4 protein-coding genes are annotated in these 6,647 nt (G+C 36.0%); all 4 read right to left on the bottom strand.

Annotation, left to right across the window (positions count from 1 at the left end; all coding sequences use genetic code 11):
- Positions 1-518: 518 nt before the first annotated feature.
- Positions 519-1,343, bottom strand: a complete 825-nt coding sequence (locus tag HMPREF0631_RS09090) for a ferredoxin reductase domain-containing protein (protein ID WP_002844621.1) — start codon at positions 1,341-1,343, stop codon at positions 519-521.
- 236 nt (positions 1,344-1,579) lie between these two features.
- Positions 1,580-1,918: a DUF2325 domain-containing protein gene (locus HMPREF0631_RS09085; RefSeq protein WP_002844595.1), complete on the bottom strand. Its 339-nt coding sequence runs from the start codon at positions 1,916-1,918 to the stop codon at positions 1,580-1,582.
- A 202-nt stretch (positions 1,919-2,120) separates the two neighbouring features.
- Positions 2,121-4,832: a cation-translocating P-type ATPase gene (locus HMPREF0631_RS09080; RefSeq protein ID WP_002844601.1), complete on the bottom strand. Its 2,712-nt coding sequence runs from the start codon at positions 4,830-4,832 to the stop codon at positions 2,121-2,123.
- A 331-nt stretch (positions 4,833-5,163) separates the two neighbouring features.
- Positions 5,164-6,363 (bottom strand): dicarboxylate/amino acid:cation symporter, encoded by a 1,200-nt coding sequence (locus HMPREF0631_RS09075; protein ID WP_002844583.1) that lies wholly within the window; start codon positions 6,361-6,363, stop codon positions 5,164-5,166.
- Positions 6,364-6,647: the final 284 nt, after the last annotated feature.

Genomic DNA, 6,647 nt, shown 5'->3' with positions numbered 1-6,647 from the left:
CTAGCCCTAGCTCCTGTGAAATGTTCACTCCGTTACGTCTTTGCTACTATATTTCTCGTCGAACTTATATACTCAGTTTGATTAAGTCACTTTGACTTTTAGAATTGTTCGGCCCTTCGCTCCATTCCCATTACAGAAACTTCTCCACTACTATGGCTTCTGCTGACTTCTCACAGTTCGTTGTTACTAGTTTTTCCCTCTGTGAGACCTCACGGGATAAGTCGTCAGTCTTTCCTCGTCTACCTGCCTAATTTACTTACATAAGTTACGTTTGCCTTTTGGACTTTGTGACTAATGGCCCACTCATCCTTTATGTAAGCCTTGATATTAGGTTTCTGTACGTCAGGCTACGATTTTGCTATTGCTTCTTCTCGCCATCACCTCACGGTGATAACCTTGCAAGTTGCTATGAGGTTCGTCGGCAACTACGCCCTACGTGGACTTTCACCACAGACTGACGGCATGCCCGTCATACCATAAAAGAGACCCATCGACAAAAAATCGTGGGTCCTTTTTTATTACTTACAAGTACAGTTGCCTCCACATGAGCAACCACCACCTGCAAAGGCAAGGGGCATAAATTTATTAGAAGTTTTATGATATTCCTTTACCTTTAGAACATCGTACTTTTCGGCATTAAAATAAGTCTCAAGAGCAGCCTTAGACTTGTCAATCATAATAGAGTCTTGACCTACGCCATTGTATTTCAAAATCTTTATTATACTCTTCAAGAAGTCCTTGCTACCAACTATATAGAATATAGAATTGTGGTAGTCTATTATATTTCTATTGCCTAGTATATCCTTTATGTCACTTCTAGACTTGGCTACTATTGTTTCAAGATTGTTTTCTATATCGCATGAAATCTCAGACCTGTATAGGTAGTCGCCAGTCCTATCAACACATATATTCTGTATGCCATCTACCCCCCTAGTATCATACAGGTAGGTCTTAATTATAGGCCTCATGGTTGCCATACCTACACCCATAGATATAAGTACTAGCTTCTTATTTTCCCTTCTAATTGGCATATGTGATTCACATCCATATAAGATACATTCATCACCAACGCACATATTTGACAACTTCTTCTTATAGTCAGAATCACTACTGTCAAGTCTTGTAGAAAGAGCTATCTTTCCTTCATCTATTGTTGTAGCTATAGAAAACTTACGCACAAGAGTTTTATCAAACTTGCCATCTACCAAGGCTTCCTTAAGTGCTAGAGAGATATGACTTCCCTCCACCCACTTCATTTCTTCTGGTATATCGAATATATAAGTAGATCTATTTTTACCTTCATTGATTATTTCTTTAATTTTAACAAAATAAGTATCCTTCAAGTCATTTCCTCCTCCTAAAATTATATGATAATAATACCCAAAAGATATATCCTATTAAACATATATCAAGTAAATTAATCTAGAATAAGAAAAGAAATAAATCTCAAAATTAAAGATGCCCCATAAAGGAACATCTTTAAAATTATTATATAAGTATTGTTCTTGCTTTCACATCAATCATAATATCTATGTAAGCAAGAGGGTTGTCTCAATTTAATTTAGTTGAGTATAGATAATTAGTTAGCCATACCCTTACACTTACCAAGCTTTCTGCAATCTTGACAATTACCCAGACATAGGTCTACCTGTGATAGACATTCATTAAAAGCTACCTTGCTAGAATTTTTATGCCTTATAATAGGTATATCCATCTTCTTAGCCTGAGACTCAACTATCCTAGTCAGTTTATGAGATACAGTTGAAGTCAATATTACTATTGCATCAGGACTTCCTATAGAATTCTTGACCTGGCTAGACATTGTTGTATATACCTTAGTCTTATATCCTCTACTCTTTGCCAACTTATAATAGTCTTTTTCCATTCTTTCATGACCACCAATTACTAATAAACTCATCTTATCCCCCCATAATATATTTATACTCTATCAATTTCCTTGTCCTTGATGATAATCGTTATCATCTTATGTGAATATAATATAACATTTGGGTAGACTTGTCAATACCTAATTGATAATTTTTATTAATTGTTTATTTATTTCATCAAATCTTCATATATAATTCATAATTGTGCTTTTGTGTGTATTTTATATAGATAGTTTATATATCTAGTCTATTTTCTGCTCTCAATTTTTTTACCTTAGAGTAACTTATAGCCTTTGCTATTTCCATAAATAGGACTGATATCAAGGCTATAAGGAATGATACTGCTAGGTTAGTCATTGAATATTCAGCTGGTATAGCAAATATTCCCCTCACTGGTGGTAACAATACCAGACCCAATAATGATAGACATATAAGTACTGCACCTACTACATATTTGTTTGAGAAGAAACCTATGGCAAATGCACTTCTAAAATCTGACCTACATGCAAATGTCTGTAGGGTCCTAGCAAGCAATAGGGTTGTAAATGCCATGGCTACACCCATATTAGGAGAGTGCTTCATACCTACATACTGGGCTACAATGGCCGCTATACCTACAAATACCCCCCTTGATAGGATAGCCTGAAGTGTTCCGCCGCCTAGTAGACCTTCATTTTTTTCCCTAGGATCCATACTCATGACACCTTCTTCTGGTTTTTCCATACCAAGAGCAATCGCTGGTATAGAGTCATTTACCATATTTATAAATATCAACTGAAGGGCTGTATAAGGATTTGTCCATCCTGCAAACACTGCAAATAAGATAGATATTATGGCACCTAAATTACCTGAAAATAGATATGTTATAGACTTTTTAATATTTGAATATACAGTCCTACCTACTTCAACTGCAGCTATAATACTCGCAAAGTTGTCGTCTACCAATACCATGGAAGCAGCTTCTTTGGCAACTTCTGTTCCAGACCCCATAGCTATACCTATGTCAGCATTTTTAAGGGCTGGAGCATCATTTACTCCATCACCTGTCATAGCAGTGACCTTGTTCTTTTTCTGCCATGCTCCTACGATTCTTATCTTGTTTTCAGGAGAAACTCTGGCATATACACTTATCTTTTCTAGCTGCTTGTCCAATTCTTCATCAGTCAGATTGTCAAGTTCTAGTCCTGTATATGATATATCACCTTCATTAAATAGGCCTATGTTTTTACCTATAGCTACTGCTGTGGTCTTGTGGTCTCCAGTGATCATTATAGGCTTGATACCTGCTGACTTTGCCTTTGCTACTGCTTCTATAACTTCATTTCTTGGCGGGTCAATCATAGCAACTAGACCTATAAAGATAAATTTATCCTCGTCTTCGATTCCAATTTTCTTGCCCTCGTCCATTTGTCTATATCCAAAGGCCAATACCCTAAGAGCCTTATTTGAATATTTTTCATTCTGGTCTCTTACTTCATTTTTTATGTCCTCAGTCATTTCAACGACTTGACTTCCAACCAATACCTTGCTAGACCTAGATATAATAATATCTGGAGCTCCCTTGGTTATCATGATACCCTTAGAATTGATCTTGTGGTAGGTACTCATCAGCTTTCTATCTGAATCAAAAGGCAGCTCCTGGAGTCTTGGATAAATATCCCTTACCCTGTCACTTATATAGCCCTTCTTGTCAGCAAGTACTGTAAGTGCAACCTCTGTAGGGTCTCCTATCTCCTTGCCATCTTCCTTTATAACTGAGTCATTACAGAGGGCAGCAGCTATATTTAACATATCTTCTGAATTGAAGTTTTCCAAATCCACTGAATCTTTTTTAGGTTCTTCTACAACCTCTATTGATTCTGCATCCTTTGAATACTTGTAGTACTCTACTGCTGTCATCTTGTTCATTGTAAGAGTACCTGTCTTATCTGTACATATTATAGATGTTGATCCAAGAGTTTCAACAGCAGGTAACTTTCTTATTATAGAATTCTTCTTTGACATAGTCTTAGTACCGATTGAAAGGACTATTGTAACTATAGAAGAAAGGGCTTCTGGTATAGCTGCTACAGCTATTGCAACTGCAAACATAAATGAGTTAAGTATTACTGTCTTCATCTCAACTCCAGTAGGATGTGTGTATGCTCTAAATACCTGAATACCAAATATAAGTAGGCATATAAGGACTATTGCAACACCAAGCTTCTTAGAGAATATCTCTATATTTGACTGCAGTGGTGTCTGCTTAGCATCTGTATTTTCTAGTAGGTCTGCTATTTTGCCTATTTCTGTATCCATACCAGTCCTTGTACAGACGTATGTTGCCCTACCATTTACTACCATTGATGTTGAGTAGACCATATTTACCCTATCACCAACTGATGACTCTTCCATCAATTTCCCTGTGCTCTTTTGTGCTGGTTCGGACTCACCTGTCAGCATACCCTCAACAATCTTCAAAGACTCTGCCTCTATTAGCCTACCATCTGCTGGCACATAGTCCCCAGCTTCTAATAGAACTATATCTCCAGGCACTACTTCCGTAGAAGATACTGTGTGTTTTTGTCCATCCCTAATAACTTTGGCAGATGGAACTGACATCTGCTTTAAACTGTTTATTGATGACTCCGCCTTTTTTGTCTGGACTGTACCTAGTACAGCATTTAAAATCAAGACGACAAATATGATCAAAGACTCCATCACAGATCCTGTTACTATCTGAAGTATTGCAGCCCCAATCAATATGATAACCATAGGATCTTTAAAGGACTCCAAAAATATCTTCCAAGTAGGGTCACTTTCTTTTTCCCTAAGTTCATTTTTACCAAAGTCATTTAACCTCTTTTGAGCCTCTACCTCACTCAAACCATTTTTTGATGAAGCTAGCTTTGATATTGCATCATCAGCTTCAAGCAGGTAGTACTTTTCCTGCGTATTTCTCTCCATAAGATACCTCCAATATATAATTTATTGTAAAAAAAAACCTCAATAACAAAACTTTCAAAATAAGTACAATCTGCCCTTATTCTGAAGGTCTTGCTATCAAGGTAAACTTGTCTGTTAACCGAGTATAAAAATACTGGCCTGACGACTAACAGATGTAAACCACCGGTATACTCAACCAGAGGCAACAGCGCTACTCCCCTTCTAATAGAGATTATAACTGAATGGCTACTATATGTCAACCTATAAAGAAAAAAATCCGTAGACCCTAGCTAAAAGGCTAGGAATCTACAGATATAAATTTTATTAAACTACATATTTTTATCTGAGTTTATTATGCACTCTTGTTTATATGCTTGCTGTATAGCTTGTCTACAAATACTGCTATAGCGTTGTCACCTGATACGTTAGCTGCTGTACCGAAAGAGTCCTGAGTTAAGTATAGAGTGATCATTAGCTGCTGCATTACCTGTGATGTAATACCAACCATTGGTAAGAATGGAAGAGCTGACATTATAGCACCACCTGGAGCACCTGGAGCTGCAACCATTGCAACACCTAGCATAGCTATAAATCCAAATACAGTTGCAAAGCTAAATGGAAGACCGTTCATAAGTAAAACGGCTACAGAACAAGATGTTATAGTTATCATTGATCCTGCAAGATGTATTGTAGCACATAGTGGCACAACGAAGTTTCTGATATCTTCTGATACACCATTTTTCTTAGCACATTCTATATTTACTGGTATAGTGGCCGCTGAAGACTGAGTACCTACAGCTGTCACATAACCATTCACCTGGTTTCTTATTAATCTAAATGGGTTCTTGCCTGCATATGTACCAGATACTATAAACATAGCACTTACATATAATAAGTGAAGGATAATTACTGTTACGAATACCTTCCAGAATATTGAAAGTACACTTGCTACAGATCCTGTATAAGCCATGTTTGCAAAGTTACCACATATGAACATTGGAAGTAATGGTATTATAACCTTGCTTAACACTCTAGATATAATTGCTTCAAAGTCATCGAATACTTCATATAATACCTTACCTCTACCCTTTGACTTTAACCAAGAGATACTTAGACCCATTATAAATGCAAATACAACTGCACTAGTTACATCTAACATAGGCTTTAAATTAATCTTAAAATAAGTCTCAAGTGCTGGCACCGTACCCTTTACCTTTTCGATTAAGTCTGGTGTTATAAATGTTGGGAAAAAGTTACTTGCTACAAAAAATGCTATTGTTCCTGCCACAAGTGTTGAACAGTATGCAGTTATGGCTGTTATACCCAATAATTTACCTGCACCATCTGATAATTCCGCAATACCCTTTACCACAAAACCTATAATCATTAGTGGTATTATGAAACTTAAAAATTCACCGAACAAGCTAGCACAAGTAATCAATACTCTTAGTAGACCTGCTGGTATGAACTTAAAACTACCCAATGCAATACCTATTGCGATTGCAATGATAAGCTTAGAAACTAAACCTAATTTAAATTTCTTGTCTTTCATTTTCTTCCTCCTATAATATTTTTATTTTCCCGTATTGCAAATCCCCCGCAACACAAATAATATATTAACACATTAAGAAAACATTATCAACATATAAATAACTTATTTTTAATTAGGTAAAACTTTCAAAACTGTGAATTTTCAGTTTATTGAATGGTTTTCTAAACTCACAATAATCTAAAACACCTTATTAATAAATATTATAATTATTTTGCTGTAAGTTTACTTAAGATAAGTATGCTCAATTTATTTTTTTATAAAAATAAAAAGGCTTAGTAGAATTT

It is taken from the genome of Peptostreptococcus anaerobius 653-L (genome assembly GCF_000178095.1).
GTDB classification, from domain to species: domain Bacteria; phylum Bacillota; class Clostridia; order Peptostreptococcales; family Peptostreptococcaceae; genus Peptostreptococcus; species Peptostreptococcus anaerobius.
The sequence above is the reverse complement of the archived record's forward strand: the minus strand, read 5'-3'. Positions and strand labels throughout refer to the sequence as shown.